Origin of the sequence: Streptomyces desertarenae (assembly GCF_042681365.1) — a bacterium.
Classification (GTDB): domain Bacteria; phylum Actinomycetota; class Actinomycetes; order Streptomycetales; family Streptomycetaceae; genus Streptomyces; species Streptomyces desertarenae.
The window spans coordinates 227,839-254,002 of sequence record NZ_JBHUFU010000004.1 but is presented as its reverse complement, the minus strand read 5'-3'; the positions used below and the strand labels follow the sequence as shown (position 1 = coordinate 254,002).

Genomic DNA, 26,164 nt, shown 5'->3' with positions numbered 1-26,164 from the left:
CTCGCCTTCGACGTAGGGGCGGGTGCTGCGGGACCGGGCTGAGGAAGTCGCGCTGGAGCGGGTCAGCTCGCCGTTTCGTGGTCGGACGGCTGGATGCCGCGGGGACCGGGAAGCCTGGCGGCTGCGGGCGCGAGTCCGTACTGGGCGGCCTGGGCGGTGAACATGCCCTGGTACAGGCCGCCCGCGCGGGCCATGAGTTCGTCGTGGGTGCCGTCCTCGACGACGCGTCCCTGGTCAAGGACGTAGATGTGGTCGGCGTGCATGGTCGCGGCGAGCCGGTGGGTGACGAGGACGACCGCGTGCCCTTCCTCGGCAAGGGACCACAGCCCCTGGAACGAGGCGATTTCCGCATGGGGGTCGAGAGCGCTGGTGGGCTCGTCGACCAGCAGGAACGGCGCCCCCCTGTACCGGGTTCGAGCGGACCCCAGCTTCTGCCACTGTCCGCCCGAGAGCTGGACACCTCGCTCGTACCCCTTGAACACGATGGAGTCCCAGCCGTGCGGCAGGCTCTCGACCAGGTCGAGCACGCCCGCCTCCCGGGCGGAGCCGCGGACGCGCTCCATGTCCCGGGGACGGTCGCCGGCGCCGATGGCCACGTTCGCGGCGGCCGTCATCTCCCAGCGCGGGAAGTCCTGCGCCAGCAGCCCGACGGATCCGAAGACCTGGGCGCGGTCCGTCTCGCGGAGCTCGACCTGCTCGCCCGACTCACCCACCCACCACACGTTCCCTTCGGAGGGGAGCAGCAGCCCGGCCAGCATCTTCGTGAGCGTGGTCTTCCCCGAGCCGTTCGCTCCCACCAGGGCCGTCACCTTTCCCCGGGGAACCCGCACGCTCACGCCCTTCAGGGAAGGACCGTCGGCGCCCGGGTAGCTGAACGACACCTCCTCCGTCCGCACCTCCAGCACCGGCGCGGGCAGCGGCTTACCGGTGAGCGGGATCGCGTTCTCACCCGCCACCGTGATGGCGTCCTCGGTGTCGGTGAGGAACAGCAACTCCTCGTACAGCCGGTTCACCTGCTGCACCAGCGACGTGAGCCGCGCCGTCGAGGTACGGATGGCGATCACCGCCGTGCCGCCCACGGCGAGCGGCAGCCCACCGGACGCCAGAAGCCACCACAGCACCCCGTAGCACGCCAGCGACGCCACACCGGCGAACGCGCCCGCGACCAGCTCTGTGGAAGCCTGCGCCCGGGCCAGACGCCGCTGCTCCGCCTCCGTCTGCCGCGACATCTCCTCGTAGCTGGACAGCAGCTTCGTGCCGGCGGCGTGCACGCGGATCTCCCCGGCAGCGTGCGGACGGGTCAGATAGGCCAACAGAGAGGCGATCGCCCTGCGGTGGTCGACCCAGTTCCTCCGCGAGAGGTACTCACGGCGCGCGGAGCGCACCGCGCCCCACCCCTTGGGCAGGGCGATGGCCAGCAGCATCGGCAGCAGGACCCAGTGCAGCGACGCCAGCACGACCGCGGCCGCCACCATGCCGATCACCACATTGCCCACGCCGACCGACAGCCGGAGCATGCTGCGGGCCGAGTCTGTGCCGAACTTTCCCGCCTCCAGGACCCGCTGGACCTCCGGCCGCTCGGTCGCCTCCACCTCCACACCGGTGACGGCCGTGTAGTACCGGGCGGAGACCGCACGCTCCACCTGCGGCTCCAGCCGGCCCGACATGGCCGTCGACCACGCCGACAGCACCGCGGTCGCCACCGCCGCTACCGCGAGTGCTGCCAGCGACGGCAGAGCGTCGCGGAGCTTGTCCGCAGTCGGACCGTCGGCGAACAGCTCCGTCAGCACACTGTTGACCGCGACCAGCCCCCAGGCGGCCGTCACGCCCTGCCCGAGCTGCGCCGCCACGACCCCGGCGAGCGCCCGCCGGTCCGTCTCCCAGCCCGTACGCAGCACCATGCCGACCATGCGGGGAAGCGCGGCTGCCATGTATCCGAACTTCAGCCGGGTCAGGGGGTCTTCATGTCGGACGTAGGACTGGTCGTAGCGCAGTCGGCCACCGTACAGTTCACGCTCGGCATCCGATGTATCGCCCGTGACTGCGGCTTTCGGCGGGTTCTTGATCTCGTCGCTGTCTGGTTCGACTTGCGTCAACGTATTCCCCTCGTGGGCGTGGTGGTGTCGGCGTGTTCAACGATGCCGCCGCAATTTCGAACACGTGTCTTTCGGACGCGTCGCGTTCCCCGAGATCCAGCGGTCCTCCGAAGGTGCGCAATGCACCGACCCTTGCCACGCAAGAGCGCACGGCCGGTGGCGGATTGGCCGAAACGCCGATGCTGAGGCACTGCGAATCTGCGCGGTCAGTCAGGCACGGGCGCGGCGTCATGGCCGCGTCGTCGGGCAGGCCGCTCTCCGTGCTTCCTGGTGGTCGCAGGCGAGGCCCTGGCGGATGTGGGGCGCGGAGACGAGTGGTGCTCGAAGGGAAAGCCGCTGCCAGTGCGCGCGTATCAGGGGTGGGCGATCGCCTCGGGGTGCAGGGGACGGTCGTCGGCAGCAAGGAGGGCTCATATGAGCGACGGCAGTTTCCCGCTCTGCCAGTGGCCGAGCCAGAAGGCGATGGCGGATGCCTCCTGGCCTTCGGTGGAGCCGTCGTGCAGCAGGTACTCGGTGGGGGCGATGTATCCCTCGCCGGGGACGAGACGGATGCGTATGACGTTGATCGTGTATCCGGCGGCGGCGTGGGTGCGGTAGTCATCGGTGTGGGGGTGGCGCCAGGCGTAGTCGTTGGGGCGGACGGCGCGGCAGACGGCTTGGGCGTCGAGGGTGGCGAGGATGATGTAGCGGATGCCGGGGCCGAGGTTGAGGGCGAGGCGGCGTCGGCCGGAGGGCTTGTGCTCGTAGGTGAGTTTGTCCCAGTTGTCGAGGTGGAGGCCGATGAGGCGGCCGTCTCGGTGGTTGTCGGTCGTGGTGGTCATGTCGGGCTTGGCGAGGGCTTGGCCGATGTACTGGGCGTGTGCGTCGCCCAGGGGTAGGGCGAGGTCGTCGAGGCGGCCGTGCGAGGGCAGGGGCGGGCGGACGATCTCCACGAGCGTGCTCGCCTGCGTAGCGGTGGGTGGGATGAGCGCGCGGGCGGCGGCATCGGTGACGGAGTGCCATGGTCCGGCGGGAATCACGGCGCCGGGTTCGTAGGCGGGCTCGGTGTCGGCGGTCCGCACGGTGGTGATGTCGCAGCGTTCGCGGAGTGAGTCGGGGCTGGTGAAGGCTATGTGCAGCGGCAATGCGGCGCTCCGGGTCAGTCGTCTCCGACGGCGATGTCGAGTTCGCTCACCAGGGCCTGGGCGAGGTCGTGCTGCTGGCCCGGGTCGATGCGGACCTTGGCGAGGTGGGCGACACCGCGGAGGGTGGTGAGGTCGTTGCCGCGCAGGTCGGTACCCCGGTAGCGGCCGGGTCCGAATTCGGTGAGGCGCAGTGTGCAGTCGGAGAGGACGACGTTGGACAAGTCGCAGTCGGTGAACGTGGCTTCGGTGAGGATGCAGCCGGCGAAGGCGACGGGGCCGGTGCTGCGGACCTTGGTGAAGGTCGTGTAGTCGAGCTTGCAGTTCTCGAACAGCACATCGTCCAGCACCAGACCGTCGAGTGCGGCGCCGAGGAGCTTGGTGTCCCGGATGACGACGCGGGTCAGCTTGCTCTCGTTCCAGCGCGCCGCGCCGAGATCGCTGCCGGCGATCTCGACGCTGTGCAGGTTCAGAGACTCGAACTCGACGCGCTGTGCGCGGACGCTGTGGATGCGGCCGGTGATGAGCTGGGTGTCGGCGAGCCCGAGGGAGCGGAGGTCCGCGTCGCCGAAGGTGAAGTCCTGGAGGGCGCCCCGCGGGTTGTCCAGGGTGCTGACGTTGGTGAGGTAGAGGCCCGGCTCGTCGAGGTCGGGCGTGGTGATCGTGGCGGTGCCGAAGGTACGGGTGCTCATGGTGCTCCTGGTTCTGCTCCAGGGCGGCCCGGTTCGCCGGGCCGCCCGGATGGCAGTGCGGGCTAGGACTTCTTGCTCCAGTCGTCCCAGGTGGGGCGGTTGTCGAACACGGGCGTGAGGTTGTCCCAGGTGGGACGGTTGTCGAAGGTGGCGAGGGGGTGGGTGCCGGCTGTCTCCAGGAGTGCCTGGAAGCCCTGGGCCGAGTTCATCACGAGGTCAGTGGCGGTGGGCGGAAGCATGACGCGCGACTCCTTCGAGTAAGGCGATCTTGGCGGTGGTGCAGTACCGGGTCCGGGTCCCGTCGAAGCGGCCCTCGTGCTCGAAGTACCGGTTGGCCGGGTGGGCTCCTCCGCAGAAGGCGAAGAAGGAGCAGGTGGCGCGACAGGCGTCCACGCCCTTCCAGAACTCGGCGATCCAGGGGGTGCGCTTCTCGGTTTCTGCCACGAGGACATCGAGACCATCGCGGAGCACGTTGCCGGTGGTGAAGTCGCCGAACCGCTTGTCGGTGAAACCGGCCAGCTCGGGCGAGAGCATGACCACGCCGCCGTCGTAGGCGATGGTGGGCAGCGGGTCCCACGGCATGTCGGCAGGTGCCGAGGCCGGGGTGTGGCTGTGGAGGACGGCGCTGGCGAAGTTCATCACCCTCGTCATCTCCCGCAGCTGTATGACGGGGTTGCTCCTCCAGGCGTCGGCGAGGGCGGCCCAGAACTCGGTGGACCGGGCGGGGTCTGCCTGGGGCGCGTGGTAGTTGACTCCCTCGGTCTCTTCGACGTTGACGCCGAGGGTTGTGACGCCGAGCTCGGCGAAGAACTCGTAGAAGCGGGCCGCGTCCGCGGGGTCGGGGTCGGAGACGACGGCGATGGCGGAGAACACGATGCCGTGCCGGTGCAGCCGGTCGATGCCGCGCATCGCGACATGGAACCCGGGGCGGCCGGCGAGCGTGACGCGATGGGTGTTCATGTCCTCGGGGCCGTCGATGCTGACGCCCACGTACACCTCGTGCTCCAGCAGGAACTCGCACCATGCGTCGTCGAGCAGGGCGGCGTTCGTCTGCACGGAGTGCTTCACCCCCCGGAAAGGGGCCATGAGGGCGGCCAGGTGTTCGCGGCCGGTGGCCAGCGGCTCCCCGCCGTGCCAGACGACCTCAAACGCGGGGTCTTCGGCCGCCCACCGGTTGACGGACCTCGCCGCAGCCTCGGCGACGGCGGCCGGCATCAGATGCTTCGTCTTCCTGAACGGCAGGTAGCAGTAGGTGCAGTCCATCGGCAGACACTGCGTGGTGGGCTGCATGATCACCGCACGCGGCCTGGAGGCCAGACGGGACCGGCTGGGCATCGTGCTCCTCTCGATCGGAGGTTCGAGCGGGCGGGTCAGGAGACGAGCTGGATGTTGTCCGCAGCCATGGCCCACTCGACGCCGGAAGCGGACCGTCCTGTGCACCAGGGGTAGCCGTCCTCGTGGAAGGAGGCCACGCCGCTCACGGGCGCGCCCTGCGCCCCGTTGTCGCCTCGACATACGCGGGGGCGGGCCGCGGCGGGCACGTGCGGTGGGGTGGCAGACCCAGAGATCGAGGGAAGCACGGGCATCGAGGACTCCTCGGAGGCTTCGGAGAGGAAGCGGCCCGTAGGGTCGTCGGTCTCCGGGCGGCAGCGACCACGCTAGGAAGCTCCGCGCTGCGGCCTCAACGAAGTTGCCACTTCTTGCCGGGATTTACCCGAGGGCGTCGAGCGCGGACAGGATCAGGGCGCGGGCCTTGGCGCCGTGGACCGCCATGCCAGCCAGGTTGTTGAAGGCGCGGTCGTAGTCGGCGATCTCGGTCGGTTGGGTGATCCGCAGATATCCGGAAGTCAGCTCGACGGCCACCTCGGTGTCGTCGAACATGTAGAAGTCTTCGGCGGGCAGGCACGAGCGGCCGGCGCCGAGAGGGATGACGCCGAGGCTGACGAAGGACCGGGCGCTGACCGACATCAGGCGGTCGAGCTGGTCGGCCATCGCTTCGGGGTCGCACACGGCCGCCCGCAGGACGTACTCCTCGATCAGCAGCCCGAACCTGTGCCGCCCACTGAGGAGGGCCTTCTGGCGGTCCATCCTCACCTGTACGGCTTCGTCGACGTCGTCCACGCCGACGCGATCGCGCTGGATCGAGCGCAGGACGGCGGCGGTGTACTCGCGGGTCTGCACCATGCCGGGCAGGACCCTGCTCGCGTAGACACGGATGAGGCGGGTGCGCTCGTAGAGGGCGGTAACGGACTCCTGGGCGGCGCGGAGCCCGTTGCGCTCCAGCTGCCGCCACTCGGTGTACATCGAGTCGACCGCGCGGGCGGCGGCGATGAGGTCGGGAATCTGGTCCTCGGCACCGCACGCGGTGCACCAGGTCCTGATGTCCGACTCGGACGGGGCCCTGTCCGCGCTCTGAATCCGGCTGGTCTTCGAGGCGCCCCACCCGCACCGGACGGACAGCTCCTCGCCGGTCAGACCGGCATCCTTGCGGAGGTCTTTGAGGCGGCGGGCGAGGGCCTTGCGTGCTTCGACGACGCTGGAGGACGGAGACGACGGCATGCTGATGATTCGGTGGCGGTGGAACAGGAACTAGACCGCGAACTCCTCATGCGGGACGGCCCGCGCCCACACGGCCTCGAACGCCGCCACGACCGTCTTCACCACGGTGGGGTCCTCGCTGAACTCGTGCCCCGCCCACTCCCCGTCACCGGTGAACCAGTGGAACAGCACCCGCTCGTCATCGATCAGCCAGAGATCGTTGCCCGGGAGCATCAGGTCGGAGGCGAGCCGACGCGGCAGCCATCGCACATCCTCCCCGGCGGCGATGTTGTGCCGTCCGGTGAGGGAGTGCTCCCACCGGATGTAGTCGGTCACCGGCTCGGAGACGATACGTGCGCGGCGTACGGCGACGCCGCGGGCCACGGTCTCCTCCACCAGAGTGCGCCACTGCCGGTAGGCGTCGGGCAGCTCAACCTCACGGCCGTCCTGCCAGGCGTCGAACACCGAGTCAGCCATGTAGGAGTCGCGCATCTCCAGGTGGACAGCCGAGCGGTCAGCGCTCCTGAGCAGAGCGGTGAAGTCCGGCACGTCGTTCTGCGGCATCGCAGGCCTCTCTCAGATACGGAATCATCCCGACGGGGATGCGCACGACGCCCTCGTGGTCGGGCACCCCCACAGGGTGTCCCGGTACCCACTCCGTCGTGTCGATCTTCGCTTTCATCTCCGGATCCGGGAGCCAACCCTGGACGACGATCTCGGCTGACTCGTCCTCGACCCACACGGTCGGCGAGCCGCCGTTGGGCGAGTTCGGATCCTTCCCGACGAACTGTAGAGCCACGATTCCTCCCAGCCGCAAGCCAGTTGCCAACCCTTGCGCACCATTCCCCTGCCGAAGGGTGCGGTCAAGGCTGCGTCGTGAGATTGGCGCATTCGCGGCTCGGAGAGACCGCGGAACTGCCGATCATGGTGACTTCCCCTTCAGACGGTGCTGTGCCAGCAGGAGGCGCAAGGCTGCTCGGAGCGCGGTTGCGCGGTGGAGCCGTCCTGGTCAGGTGGGGCGGTTGGTGATGCGGAGCGGTGCCGGGGAGTGGCGGCGGCCGTTGACCTGGAGGGCGAGGTGGTAGTTGCCCGGGGCGAGGGCGGCGGTTCCGGTGGATTTCAGGGGGTGGGTCTTGTTCACGTGCAGCGGTGTGCCCGCCTTGACGGTGGTCCGGGTGAGGTGGGCGACCTTCTCCCCGGCCGTGCTGCCGGGGCCGGTGCGGGTCAGGACGTACATGATGTGGACCGGGGTGTCGGTGGGGGCGGTGAGGTCGGCTTCGAAGGCGAGGCCGTCACCGAGCCGGTACTCGGTGTGGGTCAGGCGGAGGGGGGAGACGCTGACGGCCGCTTGGGGGTCGTAGCCGGTCAGGGTGTAGGCGGGTGCCCAGCCAGCCTTGAGTCGGGCTTTGAGTGCCTCGCGGGTGATGAAGGCGAGTTCGGCGTCTTTGGCACGTCCCTCGGTGCGCCATCTGGTCAGGGTGGCGAGAACCAGCTCGGGACGGGTGCGGGCGATGTCGCGCAGGTGGTTGGCGACCGACGTGGTCACAAAGCGGCTGCTGTCGGCGTACAGCGTGTCGAGCAGCGGAAGAGCGGTGTCGACGGGCAGGCTGGTGCCGACGGACCAGGGCAGGTGGGGGCGGAGGGCCTCGCTGGCCAGGCGCCGCACCCGGTGGTCGGAGGCGGCGGCCCACGTTGCGGCCGCCGCCAGAGTCTGCCGGGGGTAGGTGGTGAGGAAGGTGCGGACAGCGTCCTCGGCGGAGAAGTACGGGGTGAGGGCGGCGAGCGCGGCGAAGGCCCGGTCGAGGTGGTCCGGGTGGAGGTGGTGAGCGGCCACGTAGGCGGAGTGCGGGGCGTAGATGTACAGGCCGAAGTCGGTTTCCGCGCCGGAGGCTTCCGCGGTGGCCGGCAGGGAGCGCAGCAGGGTGTCGAGGGCGGCCGGCCCGGTGACGGGCAGATGCTGGTGCAGGCCCTCTGCCGTGCGTGCGATGCGGGCTTTGAGCTCCAGGCGGGGGAGGTCGGCGGTGACCTGGGCGGTGAAGGAGGCGGCGTCGAAGCCGGGGCAGGCGGCCTGCATCTCGCGCCCGATCCGGGCGATCCGGTCGGGGTTCAATGCCCGCTCTTTCATGGGCACTTGGCTACTCATTGGCCCACCTTAGTGACGGTTTGATCCGGAGGCGGGCGGCTCGGCGGTGATTCCCCCGCCGGGGGTACCGGAGCGGTGTGCCTGCTGGCGGACGGCGGCGCGCACCAGCAGCCGAGGGTGGCGTGAGCTGTCGCAAGGGGAGGCGGTGTGCAGGACGGCGAGGTTGTCCCAGACGACCAGGTCGCCCTGCTTCCAGCGGTGGGTGTAGAGGTATTCGGGGCCGGTGGTGTGGGCGAGGAGGTCGGCCAGCAGCGTCTGGCCGTCAGCTTCGGGCAGTCCCTCGATGCGAGGGATGACCATGGAGCCGAGCAGGAGCGCGCGGACACCGGTGACGGGGTGGACGGGGGCGAGTGGGTGGGTGACCTCGGGCAGCTGTGCGAGGGTGCCGGCCTGGGTGGAGGAGCGGCCGTCGGCAGCGTCGGCCTGACGGGCGGCGAGGTGCTGGACGGAGTGGACGGCGCTCAGGCCGTCGACCCGGGCCCGGAGGCCGGCTGGCAGGTCGGCGTAGGCGCGGGTGGCGTCGGCGAAGCGGGTCTCACCGCCCTCGCCGGGGGTGATGACCGAGTACAGCAAGGTGGCGGCGGTCAGCTCGGGCTTGAAGGAGTTGTCGGCGTGCCACTCCTCCTCCTGGTCGCCGTCGTAGATGCCGATCGGCGTGCCGTCCTGGTGGATGTTGGAGACGACGGTGAGGCCGGGGAAGCCGGGGACGGTGTAGCGGCGGTCGGTGGCGGTGTCGACGGCGCCGAACAGGGCGGCGGCGGCGAGCAGGTCGGCGTGGTTGAGGTGCTGGCCGGGCAGGACCAGCACGCGGTGGCGGTGCAGGGCGTCGGTAAGAGCCCGCGCTGCGGCGGCGCCGGTCACCCGGGCGAGGTCGGTGCCGACGCGTGCGCCGAATCCGCCGGGCAGCGGGGTGATCACGAGGTCCATCGTGGCTCCGGGGCTGAAGGGCGGGCGGTTAGAACTGGGGGGACTGGAGGAACGGGGTGATGTCGCGCAGTCCGGCGGAGGCGGCGCACAGCCGCTCGATGCCGATGCCGAGCCCGGCGGTGTCCGCGGGCACGGCCCCGGACTCCACGGCTTCCTGGGCGAGCCGCTGCTCGTCGTCGTAGAGGCCGACGGCCTTCGCGCGCTCGGTGAAGGCCTTCAGGTCCGTCTCGTCGGTGTAGCCGTGGACGAGCTCGATGCCGTCGACGATGAGCTCGAACCGCTCCAGGACAGCGGTGGTGCCGGGAGCCAGGCGGGCGCACGGCTCGTCACCGCCGGACGGGTAGTCGGTCAGGAACACCGCGCGCCCGACAGTGCTGGCCTCCAGCTCGCGGGAGATGTAGCGGCCGAGGACATCGCGGAACGGCTCGCCCGCGTCGGAGCCGATCCGGGCGGCCATGCGCGGGTGCAGGTCGCCGATGGGCTCGGTACGCAGATCGATGCCGAATTCCGTGTGGACGTGGTCGGCGATCGAGAGCCGCTCGGGGGTGTAGGAGGGCAGGTGCGGGCCGACCAGGCGCCAGGCGAGGTCGACCAGGTCCTCGAAGCCGAGGTGCGCGGCGTACAGGTCGAGCATCGTGAACTCGGCGGCGTGAAGGGCGTCCGGGGGCTCGGGCCGGAAGCACGGGCCGATCTCGTACACCCGCGGGAGGTCAGTGCTCACGTTGACGCGCAGCGCCGGGCCGATCATCGCGCGAAGGTACCGGCCTTCGCGGAGGCCGACGGGTGCGCGGCGGCCAGGCCCGAGGTCGGCGCGGCGGGCGACGGGGGTGACGACCTCGGTGAAGCCCGTGTCGTGCAGCAGGGTCCGCAGGCCGCGCAGGACGTGGGCCTTGGTGTGGATGGGACCGGACAGCGTGGACATGCATGCGTCCTCTCAACTCGGCTACACACAAGGGGAGTTGGTAATACGGGGATGGCCTGGGCGGCGCGGCTCTCTCGGAGCGCCTCAAGGTAGCCGCACGCCGCCGAGGCACAGAAGACCGCGCACACCGGCCGAGTGGTCGATGGACGGCATTTTGCTGCGATTCCAGCGGCCCGCAGAGGCGTTTTCCCAGTTCAGCGGCACGGTGGACGCAACGGGTACGCAACCCCCCAACGCATCAGGCGCAACGCCATGACCCGTTGCCGGTGCCCTTGGTGCGGCTCTAGCGTGATGGCACGGCGACTCGGCGCGACGGCTTCACCGGCGCCCTCGGCGCAGCGCCCGGCCGGTTCCTTCGAGCCGTGCTCATCTCTGGCTCGACCATCCGATTCACCACGCGTGGCCGCGGCATGCCCGCGGCCGAGAGGAGTGCACATGGACAACAACCTGAAGCTGGGGATGCGCCCGGGCGAGGGCGTCAAGCTCGGCATGCGTCCGGGCGCGGTCGCCGTGAAGCTCGGCATGCGCCCGGGCGTCAAGCTCGGCATGCGCCCTGGCATCGCCGCCTGACCCCGATCGTCCTGATCGGCTGACGTGCAACCGCTGCCGGTGGGGCGGGGCACCCCGCCCCACCGGCAGCGGTTCACGGAAGGCCAACGTCCCGTTCCAGTGCAGTGATGTCCGGAGGAGAGCGGATGGGCAGGCCCAACCGGTGGTCGGTACGCCGGCGCGAGAAGACACCGAGGCGCACCCGGTACTCGACCGGCGCGTCCGGTCCGGTCCGGAAGGCGCTGGGGCCGGAGCTGATCGGCAAGCTGGAAGACCTGTGCGGCGCTCCGAGTGTCGGCTTGCGGGATGTTGCGTGTGATGTCGGGGCGATCGTCGTGGCGGCGATCGTCGGCTCCCAAGTCGGGCATGTCGTCGGGCCGCTGCTCGCAGTGCTGTACATCGGGGTGCGCCAGCGGCACCTGTCGAACCTGGCGCACGAGTGCGTCCACGCGAAGCTGCTGGCCACCGCGCGCGGCAACCGCGTGGTGGGGTACCTGCTGACCGGGATGCTCGGCGAGGGGCTTCGGCCCTACCGGGTCACTCACGGGGTGCACCACGCGCAGTTGGGTACCGCCGGTGATCCGATGTGGCAGTCGTACCAGGCCGGGCGCCTTCATACGGTCCAGGCTCCGATGAGCCGGGCTGGGTTCGTGCTGCGGGTGATCGTCAAGGCTGCGCTGTGGCGGCTGCCGACGTCGGCGTTGCGGGTGCTGGTGACCCGAGGCCCTCGGGAGAGCTGGTGGGCGCTGGCCGCCCGCGCGGTGCTGTGGGCGGGTATCGCGGCCGTGTGCTGGTTCTTCGGCGTCCTCGGTGACCTGCTGCTGTACTGGCTGGTCCCGCTGGTGTTCGTGCGGCCGGTGGTCACCTGGATCACCGACCTCGGCAACCACGCCGGGTTGATCGAGAACCGCGACGACGTGCTGTTGCAGACCCGGGGCTGGACCTCGCACTGGCTCACCCGGCACCTGCTCGGCGGCCACCTCGACGACATGTTCCACCCGGTGCACCACTGGTGCCCCAAGATCCCCTGGCGGCATCTGCCCGAGGCCACCGCCCTCCTCTCCGAGCGCCTGGAGCGCTTCGACGAGGTGCCCTGGTGCTCCGGCTACTTCTTCCGCCGACGCTCCACTCCCGAGAGGCCGTGCGTGATCGAGGACATCATCGACCGCCTCACTTCCCAGCCCGCACCTCGCGCGGCCGTGGCCGCCGAGCGCGCGGCCGCCTGACCGATCCCCCTCATCCTGTCCACGACCGGGCCCGCCGCAGTGCCGCCGGGGCGGCACCCCCTGCCGTCCGGGCCGTGCTGGCACCCGCCGCCGAGGAGGCGGCCACCCATGACCCATCCCCAGCTCAACCCGCCCGCCAACGGTGTGCACAGCTTCGACGACTTCACCCGACTGCGCGAGGTCGTCGTCGGCCGCGCCGACCACTACACCACGCACGAAACCGATATCAGCTGGCGGCTGTTCTACTTCGAGAACGTCGCCCCCCACCTGGCCGACGGGCAGCGGAAGCTGTCCATCCCGCAGCAGATCGTCGACGAGCTGAACGAGGACGTCGCCGGCTTCGCCGACGCCCTGGCCGGCTGCGGGGTACGCGTACTGCGCCCCTCCGCCCCCGGCAAGGACATCGAGGTGTCCTCCCCGTGGTGGAGCAGCGGAGCGACACCGCCGCTGAACGTCCGCGACAACGCGATCATCCTCGGAGACACGATCGTGGAGACCGCGCCGCACATCCGCGGCCGCGTCTTCGAGAACGACCACCTCAAGCCCCACTTCACCCGCTACTTCGAGCAGGGCGCGAACTGGCTGTCCATGCCACGCCCCGCGCTCGCCGTCGGCTCCCTGGACACCGTCTACTTCGACCGACAGGACATCGACGTCAACGCGGCGATGGCCAGCGAGGACGCCCTGCCGATCGACGGCCTGGGCCTGGAGATGGTCTTCGACGGCGCGCAGTGCGTCCGCCTGGGCCGCGATGTGCTGGTCAACGTCGCCAACCACAACCACGAGCTCGCCTACCAGTGGCTGGCCCGCAACTTCCCCGGCCTGCGCTGGCACCGACTGCCGGGGATCGCCGACAACCACGTCGACTCCATCGTCGTCCCACTGCGCCCGGGCCTGATGCTGCTGCGCGACCCGGACTACCTGCAGTACCTGCCGGAGGCCATGCGCGGCTGGGAGGCGATCTACCCGCCGCCGAGCGCCGTGCCCGAGCAGGACTACGACGAGTTCGGGTTCGTGATCCCCACCGCGTCCCGGTACATCGACATCAACGTGCTGTCGGTCGACGAGAGCACGGTGGTCGTCAACTCCCTCTACCCAGAGCTGATCGAGCTGCTGGAGCAGCGCGGCTTCACCGTCGTCCCGGTCCGCCACCGCCACCGGCGCCTGTTCGGCGGTGGGCACCACTGCTTCACCCTCGACACCGTCCGCGACGGCGGCCTCGAGGACTACCTCGCGGCCTGATCCGCCCGGCCCGCATCCCTCCACGCCCGCCTGGCCGCCACCCGCGCGGCCCGATTCCCAAGGAGCACCCCGCCCATGAGTAGCAGCACCGCAGCGTGGCCCCCGCCCCGCGCGTTCTGGACCGATACCCTGCCCGAGAAGACCGACGGCATGACCCGCCCGCACCTGTTCAAGGGCGTCGTCCCCGCCTCGGCGGCGAACCCGGACGCCGTCCTGGACGGCTTCGCCGCGATCCGCCGCGCCCACACCGCCGGGCTAGAGATCACCGCGAACGCCCGGGTGTACGTGGGCGAGGAGCACCGTCCCGACCTGGTGGACAAGGTGCTGGCCGCCGACGCCTGGCCGAAGGGCGGCTTCCCCGCGTGGATGCAGAAGCAGATCGGCGCCGAGCGGTTCAGCCTGGTCCTCAACACCCTGGAGAGCGTCAGCGAGCCGCTGGCCGCGGGCCTGGGCGAGTTCGTCGGCGCGCTGATCGACGGCTGGGGCCTCCCGGCCGGCGGCGCCGAGCTGGTCGCCTTCGTCGGCAACTACAGCGGGACCGCCTTCGGCGTCCACGAGGGCTACGAAAACGCGTTCCTCACCCACTATGGGCCCGGCACCAAGGACTTCTACTGCTGGCCGGCCGACGAGTACCGCAAGCTCACCGGCGGAACCGACCCGCTGTACGGCGACTACACGTGGCTCCTGGAGCACGGCGAGCACTTCGCCCTGGAGCACGGCGACGCCCTGTTCCTGCCCGAACGGGTCTTCCACGTCGGCCGGCAGAGCGAGTTCTCCGTCTCCGTCGCCATCCCTCTCTACACCTTCCCCGACGCCGCGATCGCCCGGGCCTGGATCGCACCGGACCTGCTCGGCGCCCTGCTGGTCAGCGAGCCGGACACCGACGCCGGCAGGCCATCCCCGATGCAGCCCCTGACCGCCGGCCCCGACGAACTCGCCCGCCGCCTGACCACGGTGACCGCCGCCGCGTTCACCGCCGCCGCCGAGCAGGCGCCGGCCGCCGCCGCGGAGCACGCCCACCAGCGCTGGCACACCGTCCTCAGCAACGGCGGCTGGCAGCAGACCGACCACGACCTCGCCCGCGACGAAGCCGCCGCCGCGTTCGCCGCCGCCAGCCTCGCGCCCGGCACGAGCGTCGCCGTCCGCGCCCCCTACCGGCTGATGGTCACCGGCGAGCAGGCGTTCCTCCGCGGCTGCGAGACGGCGGCAGACCCCGCCGTCCTCACCACCGACTTGGTCGAGCGCCTCAACACCGGCCCGACCACCCTCCCCGACGACCCGAACGTGATCGCCGCGATCCGCACGCTCGGCGCCACCGGCGGCCTGACCCTCACCACCACCACGACAGAGGAGACCGAGTGACCACCACCGCCCCCGCACCCACGCTCGACACCCTGTACGGCACCAGCCTCGTCGAGGCGTACCTCAGGGCGAACCCGGAGACTCGCAGCTACATCCACGCCACCCTCCAGGGCACCCGCAACAGCGGTGACGACCTCGTCGACAAGCACCTCAAGCCCATGATCGACACGGTCTACCGGCAGATCCGCGCCCTGGTCGGCCCCAGCAGTCTCACCGAGGCCCAGGCCCGCATGTACATCGCCGAGCTCGCCGTCTTCGCCCGGCACAACGCGCAGTTCCTGCGCCTGGCCGCCGCCCAGGTCTACAGCTCCTGCCCGGCCCTCGGCCACGAGTTCGACCGCAACTTCCTGGAGGAGGGCGGCGAGCCCGGCAAGGTCCCCGCCCACTACATCCTCTACACCCGCGCGCTCCTCGCCGACCTCGGCCTGTGCGTCAACGGCCACGTTCCCGCCGACGAGACCGCCAAGCTGGTTCTCCAGCACCAGGTCCTTGTGAACTCCCACATGACCAGCCTCATCGCCGGCGGCTACTACGCCACCGAGGGCGTCGCCGTCGCCGAGACGGAGATCCTGCGGGAGATCACCGACCGGTACGGCGAGCTGACCAGCGGGGTCAGCGGCGCGGCGCTAAAGCACCTGGACTACTACTACCGGCTCCACCTCGACGAGGGCCACGAGGCCGCGCAGGTCGGCGGCATGAGCGTGGAAGAGGCCCACATCGAGGGCCTGGCCCGGTTCATCCGTCAGAGTGAGCTCTTCCGCCTCGACCTGCCACAGGCCCTGGAGGGCTTCCTGCAGATCTTCAACGCGATGGCACACTGGTGGACCCAACTGACCTACTGCGCAAGGGAATTGAACTAGTGTCCGAGGCTGTCGCCGCCAACGTCTCCGGCCCCGAGGTCCGCTCCGGCGGCTGCCTGTGCGGGAAGGTCCGCTTCACCGTCACCGGCCCGGTGGACGACCCGCATATCTGCGCCTGCGAGCACTGCACCAAGCGCTCCGGCGCGCCGTTCCAGTGGTGGGTCGGCTTCCCGATGGCGGGGCTGGAGTGGACCGGTGCCGAGCCGACCTGGTTCGACACCTACCCCGGTAAGACCGCCCGCGGCTTCTGCGGCGCGTGCGGCACCCACATCGCCGCCCGGGACTACGGCGACGACACGGTCATCGGCATCCTCGCCACCGCCCTCGACCGCCACGACACTGACCCGGCCCTGGTGCCCACCAACCTGAACCGGCTCGCCGAGGCGGCCACCTGGCTCGCCCAGGACGACAACCGGCACGCGGCGGCCGGCTGACCCCGGACCCCTGCGGGGGCAGGCGCACCTGACAGCGCCCGCCCCCCCGCAGGCATCCCGCCGCCGGACCGTGCTGGGGCCGCCTCCACCCCGCACCACCAGCGCCCGCACCGACCGCCCCCGGAGGACCCGTGCCCACCGCCACCCGTGTCGCCACCGAGTACGGAACCCTGCGCCGCGTCGCCGTGCGACACGCCGGCGACTTCACCCGCCCCCTGGCCGGCCCCGATGTTCATCCAGTCCTCGCCCGCCAGCAGGCCACCAGCTCCTGGACCACCTACGACCCCGTCGCCGTCCGCGCCCAGCAGGACCAGCTGATCGGCCTGCTGCGCGACCGCGGCGCCGAGGTCGTCCTGCTCCCTCCGGCGCCGGGCTGCCCCGCCCAGCACTACCCTCGCGACATCGCCTTCGCCGTCGACCATGTCCTGCTCCGGGCCCGCCTGAACTCCGAACACCGCCTTCCCGAGACCGACGCCCTCACCGACCCCGAGCTCGGACTGCGGCCCGTCGACCTCACGCGCGGCACGATCGAGGGCGGTGACGTCCTGCTCCCCGACACCGGCCGTGTCCTCGTCGGCCTGAGCGAGGAGACCAGCCCCGACGGTGCTGCCGCCCTCCAGAAGGCCCTCGCCCAGCACGGCGTCGACCGCGAGGTCATCCCCGTGCACTTCAACGTCAAGGGGATCGTCCACCTCGACGACCACCTCGCCGTAGTCGCGCCCGGCACCGCACTCATCCACCGCGAGGTGTTCACCGCCGACCAGAACCGCTGGTTCGACGCCCACTTCGACGACCTCCTCCCGGTCACCGACGCCGAGGCCCGCGCAGTCCAGGTCAACGTCCTGGCCATCGCCCCCACCACGATCGTGGTCGCCGCCGGCAGCGACCGCATCGCCGCCGCCCTGACCGCCCGCGGACTTGAGGTCCTGACCGTCGACTACAGCGAGGTCACCCGCATCCCCGGCTCCCTGCGCTGCACCACCCTGCCCCTGCTGCGCACCTGACCCCGCTCGTCCTCTTGGAGCTGCCCGCTCCCGGCTCACCTTTGGCTTGCGGGTCCGCTCGCGCACGCCAGCCCCTCGCCGCCGTCCCCGGAGGTTTCTGCGTTGTCCAGTCCTCTCTCACTCGTCCTCGTCGCCGTCCCCGCCGTCGTGCTGGCCTGCCAGGCCGGCGGCTGGGCCGCCCGCCGCCTCGGCCAGCCGCCCGTCATCGGCGAGATGGCCATCGGCATCCTCCTCGGCCCCTCCCTCCTCGGCTGGCTCGCCCCCGGAGTCCAGCACCTCCTGCTGCCGCCCGCCGTCCTGCCCTACACCTCCTTGCTCGGCAACCTCGCCCTGCTCGTCTTCCTCTTCCTCATCGGCCTCGAACTCGACCTGGGCTCCTTGCGCGCCACCCGCCTCGCCGTCGCCTCCGTAGCCGCCGGCAGCATCCTGCTGCCCCTCGCCCTCGGCGCCGGCCTCGCACTCGCGATGTACCCGTCCCTCGCGCCTGCCGGCGTGCACCAGTTGCCGTTCGTCCTGTTCATCGCCACCGCGCTGTCCATCACCGCCTTCCCCGTCCTCGCACGGATCCTCACCGACCGGGGCCTGGCCACCACCGGCCTGGGCACCTTCGCCCTCGCGTGTGCCGCCGCAGACGACGCCCTCGCCTGGTGCCTGCTCATCGCTGTCACCTCCCTGGCCACCGCCGGCTCCCCGCTGGACGCACTCACCGCCCTCGCCCTGGCCGCCGCCCTCACCGCCGCGCTGGCGGCGGCCCGCCCTCTCGTGAAGCGCACGCTGGAGCGCGCCGCCCGCACCTCCGACGACCTGGTGACCGTGCTGCTGGTCACCGGGCTGCTCCTGGCCACATACGCCACCGACCGGATCGGTATCCACCCCGCGATCGGCGCGTTCCTGGCCGGCGCGACCGTGCCGCGCGGGGTGCCGGCCGTCGAACGCAGCGCTGCTCGCCTCCATGCGTTGATCGTCCCGGTGCTGCTGCCGCTATTCTTCGTCGACATCGGCCTGCACACCGACCTCGCCGCCCTCCCGGCCGGACAGTGGGGGTGGGCCGCGCTCGTCCTGGCCGTCGCCGTGACGGGTAAGTGGGTCGGCGCCGCCGGGGCGGCCCGGCTCGCCGGCTGCGACTGGCGGTGGTCAGCGCTGATGGGCACCCTGATGAACTGCCGCGGGATCACCGAGATCGTTGTCCTCGGCATAGGCCTCCAGCTCGGCGTCATCACCACGAACCTGTTCACGATCATGGTCGTCATGGCCGTCGCGACCACCGCCGCCACCGCGCCCCTGCTCGACCGCCTGACCCGGAGCACCTCCGACCCCACCACCCCGTATGCCGGCAAGCCGGTCACCGTGCTGCCCGAGACCCCGGGAGCGGCCCGATGACCACCGTCCCCGCCCCCCGGCCCGCTGCGGGCACCGTCGAGACGGCGATCCGCACCCGGCGCAGCACCATCCGCCTCACCGAGCCCGCCCCGAGCCCGGACGAACTCCTCGACCTCCTCGCGGCCGCGGCCACCGCACCCGACCACGGACAGCTGCGCCCCTGGCGCCTGATCGCCATCCGCGGCGATGCCCGCGCCGGGCTCGGTGAAGCCGCTGCTGAGGCCGCGCCCACCGCCGACCTGGCCGAGAGGGTCGCCGCCAAGCACCTGCGCGCGCCGCTGATGCTCGCCATCGTCTTCCAGCCCCGTAAACACCCAACCATCCCGCGCTGGGAGCAACTGGCCGCGACATCCGCGATGGCCACCACCCTGCTGCTGCTCCTCGACACTCGCGGCTGGGGCGGCGTCTGGTTCGGCGGGCCCTACCCGGACGCGCCACAGGTCCGCAAGCACCTCGCCATCGGCGACGGCGAACAACTACTCGGCTACCTGTACGTCGGAACCCCCGTCCCCGGCGATGGGCCTCGGCCCCGTCCCGCTGCCGACGTCCGCTCCAAGCTCACCTGGCTCGACGACATCGCTCTCTGACCCCCGCTCCGCCGACGCCCGTGCCCGCCGGGCCCGGCCGGCCAGGGGTCAGAAAGCGTGGAGCGGCCCGCCCGCAGTGGCGTCGGCCAAGCGCCGCGTCAGGCGCCGACTCTTGAGATTCTGGGCGGCAGTTTCCGCCCTCACCAGCAACTCCTCCCACTCCGCCCGGTCACCACGCAGCCGCGCCAGCTCAGCACCAGTGATCAGTAGCTCCACGCTGTCGCGCGTACGCTCCGGCGGCAGGCCCATCGCCACCTTCAATGCCTGCTCGCCCTCCTCGACCAGCCCGGCCATCACCAGCGCCCACGCGGCCTGCCCCTCCAACTCCGGGCGATCCAGCCACGCCAGCCACCTCGGGTCCGACCCGCGCCCCGCCCGGTCGAACGCGGCACGCGCCCGCTCCACCGCCGCCCGGCACTGCGCGCCGTCACCGTTGTAGGCCCACGCCCTCGCCTCCGTCACCGCAACGTAGGCCCGCACCAGCGCCGGCGCGCCCGTCGCCGCGACCACCGCGCTGCGGGCATGGGTCAGCACCTCCCGGCCGTCGCCCCGCACCGCCGCCAGCCGGGCCCGGTGAATGCAGCCGCGTGCCAGCCGGCCGCGATCCCCGATCGCCTGCGCCAGCCTCATCGCCTGCAGGTCATAGCGCTGCGCCAGGCCCGGTAACTGGTCGTCGTAGGCCATGCTCGCCAGTGCGAGCACCGCGTCGGCGACGCTGCCGTACAGCAGCCGGCCACGCGCGGCATTGAAACTCCCTTCGAGCAGTGGAACGGCGTGGGCGGCGAGGAAAGCGGCGAACACGGAGCGGAACTGCCCGCCTCCGTGCCGGGCGTCCGTCCTGCCGTACAGGTCGGTGTGCGCGTCCAGGAGCTCGATGTCCGCCACGGTTACCCGCCGCTGTCCGCGCCCGGCGATCTCCGCGTCGGGCAACATGACCAGTGCCTCGACCGCGGAGGGCGTCGAGGCGAACGGCATCCTCCGCACCGCCGCACTCCTGGGCACGGCGTCCATCTGCCACAGCCGCCGCAGCATCCGCACCGCGTGTCTCAGATCGCCGTACTGGAGCGCCTGCTCCGCGACATCCGTGTCCTCGGACGACCATCCCAAGCTCTCAGGGGCCACCTGGCGCTTGCACGCCCGAGTCAGTACGTAACACGCGGCGGCCGCCAGTTCCGGCCCGGGCTGCGCCCCCGCGCACCATCGCGACACCGTGCTCTTGCTCACGGATCGGGGATGGCCGGTGGCCGCGCAATGCTCGCGAATCCTCTTGGCGAACCCGGACAACGACCACTTGAGCTCATCCAGCACGATCCGCTCGAGATCCCTGTTCCTCCGCGAAGCTCCGCGCACCGACGCCGCCCCGCTCATGCGGCTGCCCCCGGGATCCGGGTGACCGTCAGTGCACGCATGCTGATCTCGGACCGGTTGGGTGAAGACCGTCGTGCGGAGGCACCGGGCGACATGGGCAGGACGCGCCCATCTGACCCGTGCCGATGGAACAACCGCGTAGCCGCCTGGCGTGGCCGAGGGCACACGCACAGTCCATGGCTTCGGTACTCACTGCCTTGCCTCCAGCCGCCGCACGCGTTCCGATTAGGTATCCGGCGGGCCAGGTGCGGCACGCGGGCGGGTCGATATGCCGGGCGGTGAGGAGTGCGTGCACGAGCACTGCCCGGGAGGCTCCGGGCGGACAGCCCACGTGTCTGCGGGCCGCCTGGAGCTGACTTTTCACGCCGTGCACGGACAGGTACAGGTGCGCGGCGATCGCGGCGTCGGTGTCGCCGTAGACGAGGCGTGCGGCGACGCGTTTGGCTGCTGGGGTCAGGGGTGTAATGGGATCGGCGGTCACGGTTGTCATGAGGTCCTGACGGATTGGGGGGTCAGGCGGCCGACTGGCCGAGGCGGACGGGGAGACTCTGGTGGCCATTGGAGATGAAGCTGGGCAGCGGTCGGAGCTGGTCGGCCTCAACAGCGAGCCGCATGGCGGGGAACCGGGCGAAGAGCGCGTCGAGGGCGATGCGCGCCTCGATGCGAGCGAGTTCGGCACCGAGGCACATGTGGGCGCCGTGGCCGAAGGCCAGGTGCTCGTGTGCGGTGGGGCGGCTGGTGTCGAAGCGGTCGGCGTCGGGGCCGTGGACGCCGGGATCGCGGCCGACGGCGGCGTAGTTGATCACTATGGCGTCGCCCTTCGCGAAGGTGATGCCGGTGGGCTCGTCGGTGACGTCGCGCACGGCGAAACGCATGATGATCGTCGCAATGGGCGCTTCCAGGCGCAGCGCCTCGTCGATGACCTGCTCCCAGGGGGTGTGGCCGGAGGTGGCCTGATGGAGCTGGTCGGGGTGGGTGAGCAGGTGGGTGATGGCGTGGTCGAGGAGGTTGACGGTCGTCTCGTGGCCGGCGCCGATGAGGAGGACGAGGCTGTCGGCGAGTTCCTGGTCGCTGAGTTCGCCGTCCGTGTGCGCGGCGACGAGGGTGCTGGTCACGTCGTCGCCGGGCGTCTTCCGCTTGCGGTCGACGAGCTGCCCGATCAGCTCGTAGATGCGCTGGCCGGCCGCTGCGGCCGCCTCGGGGGTGGCGTTGGTGACGAAGAGCGCTCCGACGGCGTCGCGGAAGTCGTCGTGCAGGTCGTCGGGCACGCCGAGCAGGACGTTGACGACCCGCAGCGGCAGGCGCCAGGCGAACTTCTCGCGCAGGTCCACCACCTGATCGGGCCCGGCGGCTGCGACCTCGTCCAGGAGGGTGCGGGTGATCTCCTCGATCCGCGGCACCAGCGCCCGCACGCGGCGGGTGGCGAACGCGGCGGCCAGGGAGCGGCGCAGCCGACGGTGTTCGGTGCCGTAGGCGGACAGGGCGTTGCGGACGTCGACCCAGATCCGCAGCGGCCAGGTGTCCGGGAGGTCTCCGTTGATGTAGGTGGGCCAGTGCTGGTGGGCGTCCTTGGAGACGTCGGGGTGGGTGAGCAGGTGGCGGATGAGGCCGGGGTCGGTGATGGACCAGGCGGGGATGTCGCCGGGCAGCAGGACGCGGGTGGCCGGGCCGCGGTCGCGCAGGGCGGCGGCTTCGCCGTGGATGTCGGATCCGGTGCCGTCGAGTCGGTAGGGGCAGCCGGTGAGGGGGCTCTGGGGCGCGGGGTTGGCGGGCATGGTGGTCACCTTCCGGTGGGTGCGGGAGCGGGCTGGAAGTGCACGGGGAGGGAGGTGGGGCCGGCGAGGAAGGTGCCGGACAGGTTCGCCACGTCGCCGGCGGGGACGGCGAGTGCGAGGCCGGGTAGGCGGTCGAGGAGGCGTTCGACGGCGGTCTCGGAGATGACGCGGGCCAGCCCCGGGGCCGGGCAGGCGTGGACGCCCGCGCTGAAGGCCAGATGTCCGCGGTTCCCGGCGCGCTGATCGGCGTCGACGGACACGGCCGGGTCGCTGTTGGCGGCGGCGAAGGAGATGAGGATCGGGTAGCCGGGGTGGACGGTGACGCCTTCGACCTGCCGGAGGCCCTGGGCGTACAGCGGGGAGTAGTTCGGCACGGGCGGCTCGTCCCACAGCACCTCCTCGAGGGCGGCGGCGACCGGAGTGACGCCGGTGTACACGCTGCCGGCGAACCGCTCGCTGGTGAGGAAGTGCTGGATGCCGCGGCCGATGTGCTTGGCGGTCGGCGGGGCCGCCGCTCCGAAGAGGAGCACGAGTGTCTGCACGAGTTCGCCGTCGCTGAGCCCGGCTTGGATCAGGTAGCTGACGATGTCGAGGCCGGGCTGGGCCCGCTTGAGCTGTACCAGCTCCAGACAGGCGGCTTCGAGCGCGGCGTTGGCCTGGGCGGCGTCCTCCCCGGCGGCGAACAGGCGGGTGACGTGGCGGATGATCCGCTGGCCGTGCTCGGGCGGGCTCGCGAACAGCTCGATGACGGTGAGCATCGGCAGCGGGTCGGCGTACTGGGACACGAGGTCGGCCTGCCCGGCCGGGAAGAACGCGTCGATCAACTGGTCGGCGACGCGCACGACGGTGTCGGCGAGCGCGTAGGTGTCGATGCGGGCGAGCGCGCCCGTGATGGCGCCGCGCAGCCGCTGGTGCTCCGCGCCGTCCTTCCACAGCGCGTTGTCCCGGGGCATCATCATCTGCCGCGCCGGGCTGTCCGCCGGAATCTGCCCGGTGCGCAGGGCCTCCCAGTGGTAGGTCGGGTCCTTGTGGAACAGCGCGGGGGTGTGGCGCAGCAGGTAGAGGCAGGCCCGGTAGGTGACGGCGAGGTAGCCGAACACGCCCGGGGAGATCTCGACCGGCACGACCGGGCCCATGTCGCGCAGCCGGCGGTAGGTGGCCTGCGGGTCGGCATCGAAGGCGCTTCCGTAGATCGGCAGAGGCCGCTGGGGCGGCGGGGTGTGCCCGCGCACAGGGCACTGGGCGGCATCGGACTCGTGGCGGGCGGTCATCGGGCGGACTCCGGCGTCAGGAGGTGGCGGATGAGGACGATCAGCGCGTTGCGGGAGCTCACCGGCTCGCGGGCGTCGCAGGTGACCAGCGGGGTCGTCACGGCGAGGTCCATGACCTGCCGTAGCCGCGGCTCGGGGTGGACCGGGGCGCCGTCGAAGGCGTTGACGGCGACCGCGTACGGCATGTGAAGCTGCTCGATGAGCTCGAGAATGGGATAGGTCTCCTGCAGGCGGCGGGTGTCGGTGAGGACGAGGGCGCCGAGCGCGCCGTACGCCAGGTCCTTGAGGATGGTGAAGAAGCGGGGCTGGCCGGGCGCTCCGAAGAGGTAGAGGACCAGGTCGTCGGCGAGGTGGAGCCGGCCGAAGTCCATCGCCACGGTCGTGGTGGTCTTCTGCGGCAGGCCAGCGTGGTCGTCGATGCCTTCGCCGGCGCTGGTCATCACCTCCTCGGTGCTGACGGGCGCGATCTGCGACAGGCCGTGAACGAAGGTGGTCTTGCCCGCGCCGAAGTGCCCGGCGACGAGGACCTTCGCGGTGCGCTCGTCCCCGCGGAGTATCGGGGACTTAGAGCCGTTGAAGCCCGGCAAGGACATCCTCCAAGAGCTGTCGGTCGGGATCGGCAGCGTCGGTGATGCGCTGCCGGGTGGAGATGTGGCCCGCCTCCATGAGGTCGGCGAGCAGGATCCGCATCACGCTCACCGGCAGCCCGAGGAGTGCCCCGAGTTCGACGACCGACTGGGAGCTGTGGACCAGGGCGTCGAGGATCGTCAGCTGCTCGGGGTTGAGCGCAGCACGGTTGAGGTGAGCGGAGGACGCGGTGAGAGTTATGAGCGTGATGTGGTCGAAGTGGTTGCGGCTGGGCTGTGACCGGCCGCCGGTGACCACGTAGGTCCGCACGAGCCGGTCATCGCCGCGCCCCGCCGGGCTCATCCCCGCTCGTCCTCAACCTGACGGGGGGCGACGCCCAGTGCGGACCCCAGCCGCTCGACGACCTTGGCCATCCGGTCCGAGAAGGTGACGATGTCCACGTCGGCCTGCGCGGACGCCGCCAGGTAGGAGCGGTCGCTGGCGGCGACGAGGAAGAGGTAGCCGCCGCGGTACTGGATCATCGTCTGCTGCCAGGGGGTGACGTCGTCGCCCACGAACGTCGCGGCGTTGCGGCTGAGGGACTGCATGCCGGAGGCGGTCGCGGAGATGTGGTCGGCCAGCTCGTCGGTGACGTCGTGGGAGGCGGCCATGCGCAGGCCGTCGGCGGAGAGCACCACGGCGTGCCGGGCGCTGGGGAAGTCGACGAGGTCGTCGAGGATCCAGGACAGGTCGGCAGTGGTCATGAGGTCGGCTCCTGGGGGGTGGTGGTGTGGTGGGCGGATCGGGTGCCGTGGGCGAATGCGGCCAGGCCGTGGCCGGCGCGCGGCGGCGGGGGTTCTGAGTCGGGCGCAGCCTGAACCGGGGCTGTGACGGCACCGCGGCGGCGCACGGGCAGGCCATCGTCGGCCACCGGGTAAGGAGAGTGGTGCTGTGCCGCGGGTGCGGCGGGCGCCGGATCAGCGGTGTCCGGCCGGTGCACCGTGTGCTGGGGCTCCTGGTCCGGCGGCGGGGCGAGCATGGTGCGAGGCACCTGCACCACGGCCCGCGTTCCGCCGTAGCGGGAGTGTTCGATGTCCAGGCTGACCCGGAAGCCGTAGCGGCCGGCCAGGACGCCGACGCCGTGGAGCCCGAACGCGGCCGGGTTGCTCAGCCCGGTGAACTCCACCGGGTACCGGCCGGACACGCGCCGCTGTGCTTCGTGGAGGACCTCCGGCGTCATCCCGGGACCGGCGTCGTGGATCTCGACGCTCACCCCGTTGTGGGTCTCCACGAAGGACACCTCGACCGGGGTCGTCGGCGCGCTGTGGCGGGCGGCGTTGTCCAGCAGCTCGGCCAGCAGGAGCACCAGGGGCTCCACGTAGCGGCCGGCGACGTAGAGGGGGCGGGCGGGGGGCACTTGGACGCGGGGGAAGTCGCGGATCCGTGAGATTCCTCCGCGTACCGCGTCGAGCAGCGGCACGTCGTCGCGCTGGCGGCCGGGCCACATGCCGGTCAGCACGCCGAGGATCTGCAGCCGCCTGGCCATCTGGCTCGCGGTGTGGTCGATCGGCTGGACCAGCTCCAGCGTCTTGTCGTCGTGTCCCGCTTCGAGGAGCTTGGTGATGGCGGACTGGAGCTCGTAGCCCAGCGGCTGCACGGACCGGGTCGCCGCCTGAACCGCCACCCGCGCCGCGCCCTCGGACCGCGTGGCGGCCTCGGACAGTGCCGTGGCTACCTGCTCCAGCACCGCCTGGTGGGCTCGGCCGGTGTCGGTGCCGGCCAGCGCCTGGTGGAGAAGAGCACCGAACGCGGTCGGGTCGCCGGCCCCGTGCTGCATGGCGTAGACGAGTCCCGGCAGTCGGGAGCCAGCCAAGTGCTGCGCCTCCTCGCCTTGGGCTGCCGCCCGCTGTTCGGCGTCGGTGGCCCGTCGGGTGGCGGCGTCGGCGGCCCTGCGGTGCCGTGCGGTCGACCTGGCGAAGTGGACCGCGCTGCCACCGGCGGCGACAGCGACGGCGTACGGCGCCAGGGTGAGCGCTTCCTGCAACAAGGGGGTCATCGGATCCTCGCGGGCGTGCGGTCGGCGGATTGAGGCTGCAGATG

Annotated in this window: 27 protein-coding genes; 9 read left to right on the top strand and 18 right to left on the bottom strand. The window is 71.3% G+C overall.

Annotation, left to right across the window (positions count from 1 at the left end):
* Nucleotides 1–62 precede the first annotated feature (62 nt).
* The 11 genes from ACFSJS_RS09135 to ACFSJS_RS09085 form a co-directional block, all read right to left on the bottom strand.
* Nucleotides 63–1,931 (bottom strand): ATP-binding cassette domain-containing protein, encoded by a 1,869-nt coding sequence (locus tag ACFSJS_RS09135; RefSeq protein WP_380898757.1) that lies wholly within the window; start codon nt 1,929–1,931, stop codon nt 63–65.
* A 575-nt stretch (nt 1,932–2,506) separates the two neighbouring features.
* Nucleotides 2,507–3,220 (bottom strand): hypothetical protein, encoded by a 714-nt coding sequence (locus ACFSJS_RS09130; protein WP_380898754.1) that lies wholly within the window; start codon nt 3,218–3,220, stop codon nt 2,507–2,509.
* Nucleotides 3,221–3,234: 14 nt separating this feature from the next.
* Nucleotides 3,235–3,909, bottom strand: a complete 675-nt coding sequence (locus tag ACFSJS_RS09125) for a pentapeptide repeat-containing protein (RefSeq protein ID WP_380898752.1) — start codon at nt 3,907–3,909, stop codon at nt 3,235–3,237.
* Between the two features lie 62 nt (nt 3,910–3,971).
* Nucleotides 3,972–4,148 carry a multiple cyclophane-containing RiPP AmcA gene (gene amcA / locus ACFSJS_RS09120; RefSeq protein WP_380898750.1) on the bottom strand — a complete coding sequence of 59 codons (177 nt, stop codon included), beginning with the start codon at nt 4,146–4,148 and terminating at the stop codon, nt 3,972–3,974.
* The gene (gene amcB, locus ACFSJS_RS09115; protein WP_380898748.1) at nt 4,126–5,244 is read right to left on the bottom strand and encodes a cyclophane-forming radical SAM peptide maturase AmcB; all 1,119 of its coding nucleotides are present in this window, start codon (nt 5,242–5,244) and stop codon (nt 4,126–4,128) included. The genes amcA and amcB overlap by 23 nt, the downstream gene beginning before the upstream one ends.
* 375 nt (nt 5,245–5,619) lie before the next feature.
* The gene (locus ACFSJS_RS09110; protein WP_380898746.1) at nt 5,620–6,468 is read right to left on the bottom strand and encodes a helix-turn-helix domain-containing protein; all 849 of its coding nucleotides are present in this window, start codon (nt 6,466–6,468) and stop codon (nt 5,620–5,622) included.
* A 30-nt stretch (nt 6,469–6,498) separates the two neighbouring features.
* A complete protein-coding gene (locus tag ACFSJS_RS09105; protein WP_380898744.1) occupies nt 6,499–7,011 on the bottom strand; it encodes a DUF6879 family protein in 513 nt (170 codons plus the stop codon).
* On the bottom strand, nt 6,962–7,246 hold the full coding sequence (locus ACFSJS_RS09100; protein WP_380898742.1) for a hypothetical protein: 285 nt from the start codon (nt 7,244–7,246) through the stop codon (nt 6,962–6,964). The genes ACFSJS_RS09105 and ACFSJS_RS09100 overlap by 50 nt, the downstream gene beginning before the upstream one ends.
* 210 nt (nt 7,247–7,456) lie before the next feature.
* Nucleotides 7,457–8,572 carry a DNA alkylation repair protein gene (locus tag ACFSJS_RS09095; protein ID WP_380898740.1) on the bottom strand — a complete coding sequence of 372 codons (1,116 nt, stop codon included), beginning with the start codon at nt 8,570–8,572 and terminating at the stop codon, nt 7,457–7,459.
* A gap of 27 nt (nt 8,573–8,599) precedes the next feature.
* Nucleotides 8,600–9,517 carry a TauD/TfdA dioxygenase family protein gene (locus ACFSJS_RS09090; protein ID WP_380898738.1) on the bottom strand — a complete coding sequence of 306 codons (918 nt, stop codon included), beginning with the start codon at nt 9,515–9,517 and terminating at the stop codon, nt 8,600–8,602.
* A 28-nt stretch (nt 9,518–9,545) separates the two neighbouring features.
* On the bottom strand, nt 9,546–10,439 hold the full coding sequence (locus ACFSJS_RS09085; RefSeq protein ID WP_380898736.1) for an amino acid--tRNA ligase-related protein: 894 nt from the start codon (nt 10,437–10,439) through the stop codon (nt 9,546–9,548).
* Nucleotides 10,440–10,874: 435 nt separating this feature from the next.
* Here ACFSJS_RS09085 and ACFSJS_RS09080 point away from each other — a divergent pair, with 435 nt between their 5' ends.
* From ACFSJS_RS09080 to ACFSJS_RS09040, 9 genes are all read left to right on the top strand, one after another.
* Nucleotides 10,875–11,009 (top strand): hypothetical protein, encoded by a 135-nt coding sequence (locus ACFSJS_RS09080; protein ID WP_356701180.1) that lies wholly within the window; start codon nt 10,875–10,877, stop codon nt 11,007–11,009.
* 125 nt (nt 11,010–11,134) lie between these two features.
* Complete coding sequence (locus ACFSJS_RS09075) at nt 11,135–12,214, top strand: fatty acid desaturase family protein (protein ID WP_380898734.1); 1,080 nt, start codon at nt 11,135–11,137, stop codon at nt 12,212–12,214.
* A gap of 108 nt (nt 12,215–12,322) precedes the next feature.
* Nucleotides 12,323–13,456, top strand: a complete 1,134-nt coding sequence (locus ACFSJS_RS09070) for an inosamine-phosphate amidinotransferase 1 (protein ID WP_380898733.1) — start codon at nt 12,323–12,325, stop codon at nt 13,454–13,456.
* 75 nt (nt 13,457–13,531) lie between these two features.
* Entirely contained in the window at nt 13,532–14,818 is a 1,287-nt protein-coding gene (locus ACFSJS_RS09065; RefSeq protein ID WP_380898731.1) for a hypothetical protein, read from the top strand.
* Nucleotides 14,815–15,678, top strand: a complete 864-nt coding sequence (locus ACFSJS_RS09060; RefSeq protein ID WP_380898729.1) for a DUF3865 domain-containing protein — start codon at nt 14,815–14,817, stop codon at nt 15,676–15,678. The genes ACFSJS_RS09065 and ACFSJS_RS09060 overlap by 4 nt, the downstream gene beginning before the upstream one ends.
* Nucleotides 15,678–16,112 (top strand): GFA family protein, encoded by a 435-nt coding sequence (locus ACFSJS_RS09055; protein WP_380898727.1) that lies wholly within the window; start codon nt 15,678–15,680, stop codon nt 16,110–16,112. The genes ACFSJS_RS09060 and ACFSJS_RS09055 overlap by 1 nt, the downstream gene beginning before the upstream one ends.
* A 131-nt stretch (nt 16,113–16,243) precedes the next feature.
* A complete protein-coding gene (locus ACFSJS_RS09050; RefSeq protein ID WP_380898725.1) occupies nt 16,244–17,116 on the top strand; it encodes a dimethylarginine dimethylaminohydrolase family protein in 873 nt (290 codons plus the stop codon).
* A 102-nt stretch (nt 17,117–17,218) separates the two neighbouring features.
* Nucleotides 17,219–18,496, top strand: a complete 1,278-nt coding sequence (locus tag ACFSJS_RS09045; RefSeq protein ID WP_380898723.1) for a cation:proton antiporter — start codon at nt 17,219–17,221, stop codon at nt 18,494–18,496.
* A complete protein-coding gene (locus tag ACFSJS_RS09040) occupies nt 18,493–19,083 on the top strand; it encodes a nitroreductase family protein (protein WP_380898721.1) in 591 nt (196 codons plus the stop codon). Before ACFSJS_RS09045 ends, ACFSJS_RS09040 begins: the two co-directional genes overlap by 4 nt.
* 48 nt (nt 19,084–19,131) lie before the next feature.
* On the opposite strand, the gene ACFSJS_RS09035 is transcribed toward ACFSJS_RS09040, so the two are convergent.
* The 7 genes from ACFSJS_RS09035 to ACFSJS_RS09005 form a co-directional block, all read right to left on the bottom strand.
* Complete coding sequence (locus ACFSJS_RS09035; protein WP_380898718.1) at nt 19,132–20,391, bottom strand: transcriptional regulator; 1,260 nt, start codon at nt 20,389–20,391, stop codon at nt 19,132–19,134.
* Nucleotides 20,392–20,963: 572 nt separating this feature from the next.
* A complete protein-coding gene (locus tag ACFSJS_RS09030; protein ID WP_380898716.1) occupies nt 20,964–22,226 on the bottom strand; it encodes a cytochrome P450 family protein in 1,263 nt (420 codons plus the stop codon).
* 5 nt (nt 22,227–22,231) lie between these two features.
* Entirely contained in the window at nt 22,232–23,497 is a 1,266-nt protein-coding gene (locus ACFSJS_RS09025) for a cytochrome P450 family protein (RefSeq protein ID WP_380898715.1), read from the bottom strand.
* Nucleotides 23,494–24,090, bottom strand: coding sequence for a GTP-binding protein (locus tag ACFSJS_RS09020; RefSeq protein WP_380898713.1), 597 nt, complete (start codon nt 24,088–24,090; stop codon nt 23,494–23,496). Before ACFSJS_RS09020 ends, ACFSJS_RS09025 begins: the two co-directional genes overlap by 4 nt.
* A complete protein-coding gene (locus ACFSJS_RS09015; protein WP_380898711.1) occupies nt 24,062–24,394 on the bottom strand; it encodes a DUF742 domain-containing protein in 333 nt (110 codons plus the stop codon). Before ACFSJS_RS09015 ends, ACFSJS_RS09020 begins: the two co-directional genes overlap by 29 nt.
* 29 nt (nt 24,395–24,423) lie before the next feature.
* Nucleotides 24,424–24,828, bottom strand: coding sequence for a roadblock/LC7 domain-containing protein (locus ACFSJS_RS09010; protein ID WP_380898709.1), 405 nt, complete (start codon nt 24,826–24,828; stop codon nt 24,424–24,426).
* Complete coding sequence (locus ACFSJS_RS09005) at nt 24,825–26,120, bottom strand: ATP-binding protein (protein WP_380898706.1); 1,296 nt, start codon at nt 26,118–26,120, stop codon at nt 24,825–24,827. The genes ACFSJS_RS09010 and ACFSJS_RS09005 overlap by 4 nt, the downstream gene beginning before the upstream one ends.
* Nucleotides 26,121–26,164 lie beyond the last annotated feature (44 nt).

Excerpts from the sequence above, each read along its gene's own strand:
- ACFSJS_RS09005 (WP_380898706.1), bottom strand. The coding sequence starts at position 26,120 with ATGACCCCCTTGTTGCAGGAAGCGCTCACCCTGGCGCCGTACGCCGTC.
- ACFSJS_RS09095 (WP_380898740.1), bottom strand. The coding sequence starts at position 8,572 with ATGAAAGAGCGGGCATTGAACCCCGACCGGATCGCCCGGATCGGGCGC.
- ACFSJS_RS09125 (WP_380898752.1), bottom strand. The coding sequence starts at position 3,909 with ATGAGCACCCGTACCTTCGGCACCGCCACGATCACCACGCCCGACCTC.
- ACFSJS_RS09025 (WP_380898715.1), bottom strand. The coding sequence starts at position 23,497 with ATGACCGCCCGCCACGAGTCCGATGCCGCCCAGTGCCCTGTGCGCGGG.
- ACFSJS_RS09110 (WP_380898746.1), bottom strand. The coding sequence starts at position 6,468 with ATGCCGTCGTCTCCGTCCTCCAGCGTCGTCGAAGCACGCAAGGCCCTC.
- amcA (WP_380898750.1), bottom strand. The coding sequence starts at position 4,148 with ATGCTTCCGCCCACCGCCACTGACCTCGTGATGAACTCGGCCCAGGGC.
- ACFSJS_RS09090 (WP_380898738.1), bottom strand. The coding sequence starts at position 9,517 with ATGGACCTCGTGATCACCCCGCTGCCCGGCGGATTCGGCGCACGCGTC.
- ACFSJS_RS09020 (WP_380898713.1), bottom strand. The coding sequence starts at position 24,090 with ATGTCCTTGCCGGGCTTCAACGGCTCTAAGTCCCCGATACTCCGCGGG.
- ACFSJS_RS09040 (WP_380898721.1), top strand. The coding sequence starts at position 18,493 with ATGACCACCGTCCCCGCCCCCCGGCCCGCTGCGGGCACCGTCGAGACG.
- ACFSJS_RS09030 (WP_380898716.1), bottom strand. The coding sequence starts at position 22,226 with ATGCCCGCCAACCCCGCGCCCCAGAGCCCCCTCACCGGCTGCCCCTAC.
- amcB (WP_380898748.1), bottom strand. The coding sequence starts at position 5,244 with ATGCCCAGCCGGTCCCGTCTGGCCTCCAGGCCGCGTGCGGTGATCATG.
- ACFSJS_RS09010 (WP_380898709.1), bottom strand. The coding sequence starts at position 24,828 with ATGACCACTGCCGACCTGTCCTGGATCCTCGACGACCTCGTCGACTTC.
- ACFSJS_RS09075 (WP_380898734.1), top strand. The coding sequence starts at position 11,135 with ATGGGCAGGCCCAACCGGTGGTCGGTACGCCGGCGCGAGAAGACACCG.
- ACFSJS_RS09080 (WP_356701180.1), top strand. The coding sequence starts at position 10,875 with ATGGACAACAACCTGAAGCTGGGGATGCGCCCGGGCGAGGGCGTCAAG.
- ACFSJS_RS09070 (WP_380898733.1), top strand. The coding sequence starts at position 12,323 with ATGACCCATCCCCAGCTCAACCCGCCCGCCAACGGTGTGCACAGCTTC.
- ACFSJS_RS09105 (WP_380898744.1), bottom strand. The coding sequence starts at position 7,011 with ATGCCGCAGAACGACGTGCCGGACTTCACCGCTCTGCTCAGGAGCGCT.
- ACFSJS_RS09065 (WP_380898731.1), top strand. The coding sequence starts at position 13,532 with ATGAGTAGCAGCACCGCAGCGTGGCCCCCGCCCCGCGCGTTCTGGACC.
- ACFSJS_RS09085 (WP_380898736.1), bottom strand. The coding sequence starts at position 10,439 with ATGTCCACGCTGTCCGGTCCCATCCACACCAAGGCCCACGTCCTGCGC.
- ACFSJS_RS09135 (WP_380898757.1), bottom strand. The coding sequence starts at position 1,931 with ATGGCAGCCGCGCTTCCCCGCATGGTCGGCATGGTGCTGCGTACGGGC.